Consider the following 1,830-nt stretch of genomic DNA (forward strand, 5'->3'; position numbering starts at 1 on the left):
TGCAGAAGTCGGGCTCGAACACATAGTGGCTGGTCATGGCCATGAACCGCGCATTTACATCGCGCTTCTTGCCAACGCCCACGCGATCCACCGCCGTGCGCATGTTGTCGTAGATCCTGCGGCCCGGCACGCCCTCAAAGACCCGGAACGCGTGCCAGTGCGCGTCGAACAGCATCTCATGCGTCTGCAACAAATAGGCCCTGACCAGGAACGCGCGGCTGTGCGACAGCTTGATGTGGGCCACCTGCAACTTGATGCGCTTGCCGCCGACAGAGGCCCAGTCCTCGCTCCAGTCGAACTGGAACGCCTCGCCCGGCTGGAACACCAACGGCACGAATGTCCCGCGATCGGTCGTCTGCTGCGCGCGTTGCCGGTCTCCTTTCCAAGTCCGCACGAAGGCTGCGACACGCTCATACGAGCCGTCATAGCCAAGCTTAACCAGATCAGCGTGCATCTGCTTGGCGGTGCGCCGGTCCTTGCGCGACTTGCGCTGCTCCGTCACCAGCCAGCCTGTCAGCTTCTCGGCATATGGGTCCAGCTTGCTCGGCCGCGCCGGTGTCTGGAACCGGGGCTCAACGATCCCCGCCCGCAGATACTTCTTGATGGTGTTGCGAGACAGCCCGGTCCGCCGCGCGATCTCGCGGATGGGCATCTTGTCCCGTAACGCCCAACGTCGAATGACGCTCAAAAATCCCATGTCGATCACTCCAATAACCCCCGACAAATCCCGTCAGGGGCAAGATTCCACATGGGTCAGTTCTCAGTGACAATTTAGACTGCTGCCGGGTCAGTTCTCAGTGACATCCAACAGATGACCTCAGGTTGTCCGTGCCTGCGCGTTGCTTTCCTGAGGAATTTGAGCGTGGCCTTCCGGTCGCGCGTCTTGATCACATAGTGACCTGCCCCCTTCGGGTCCCTCGATCATAGCGAGATTCTGCGGGTTTGAGATTGGTAGTCCGGTGGGTTGTTCTGGGCAAGCGCGCCGGGCGCCGGGCCCTCGACTTGCTCGAGCGCCCGGCGCGCTTCGAGCGGCGGCTGGTTTCCGAGCGATGAGTGCGGTCTGACGGCGTTGTAGTCGTAACTCCAGAGCGCCAGCTTCCGGCGGGCGTCGTCTAGGGTGTCGAAGATCTCCTCGTTCAAGAGCTCGTTGCGCAGGCTACCGTTGAAGGACTCGATGAAGGCGTTCTGCTGCGGCTTGCCCGGGTCGATGTAATGCCAGGGCACCCCGTTTTTGTCGGCCCACTTGAGGATGGCGCGGCTGGTGAACTCGGTCCCATTGTCGCTGACGATGCATGCGGGCTTCCCATACACCCGCACCAGCGCGTCCAGCTCACGGGCCACACGGGCGCCTGAGATGCTTGTGGATAGAGCAACCTGCGGTCTGGAAATTCTGCTGAGAGCGGGTCATGCATCCTGGCATTCCCATTTGATGTAGGCCTTGGTCTCGGAGGCCCATTTCTCGTCGATCTCTACGAGGACGGCGCTGACCAGTCGCAGCAGAGCGTCGTCGCTGGGAAAGACCCTGACCTTTACGGTGCGCCGCTTGAGCTCGTGCTGGACGGATCGCTCCATCGGGTTTGAAGTGCGCAGCCGGCGGCGATGGTGCTCGGGCAGCGTGAAGACCGCGAGCCCCTCGGGCGCGTTTTCCTCCAGCCATGCGGCCAGCTTCGGCGCAGAGGTGCGATAGCTGGCGACGATCTCTGCCAAGGCCGTTTCTGCCTTGGCGAGCGTGCTGGCATTCCACACGGTGCGCAGCTCGGCTCCGATGCGCTTGCGGCTCTCGACGTTCGGAGCGTGATGAATGGCGTTGCGCGCGAGATGGAACTCGCA

Annotated in this window: 2 protein-coding genes and 1 pseudogene; all 3 read right to left on the reverse strand. The window is 62.3% G+C overall.

The window, feature by feature from the left end; translation table 11 throughout:
- On the reverse strand, positions 1-697 hold a 697-nt coding region (gene istA / locus JSE7799_RS14160; protein WP_144431727.1), incomplete at its 3' end, for an IS21 family transposase.
- Between the two features lie 224 nt (positions 698-921).
- Positions 922-1,362: pseudogene (locus JSE7799_RS14165) on the reverse strand (integrase core domain-containing protein); the annotation flags it as partial.
- A gap of 42 nt (positions 1,363-1,404) precedes the next feature.
- A partial coding sequence (locus tag JSE7799_RS14170) for a transposase (protein ID WP_186201956.1) occupies positions 1,405-1,830 on the reverse strand: 426 nt, incomplete at its 5' end.

The organism is Jannaschia seosinensis, assembly GCF_001408515.1.
In the GTDB taxonomy this organism is placed as follows: domain Bacteria; phylum Pseudomonadota; class Alphaproteobacteria; order Rhodobacterales; family Rhodobacteraceae; genus Jannaschia; species Jannaschia seosinensis.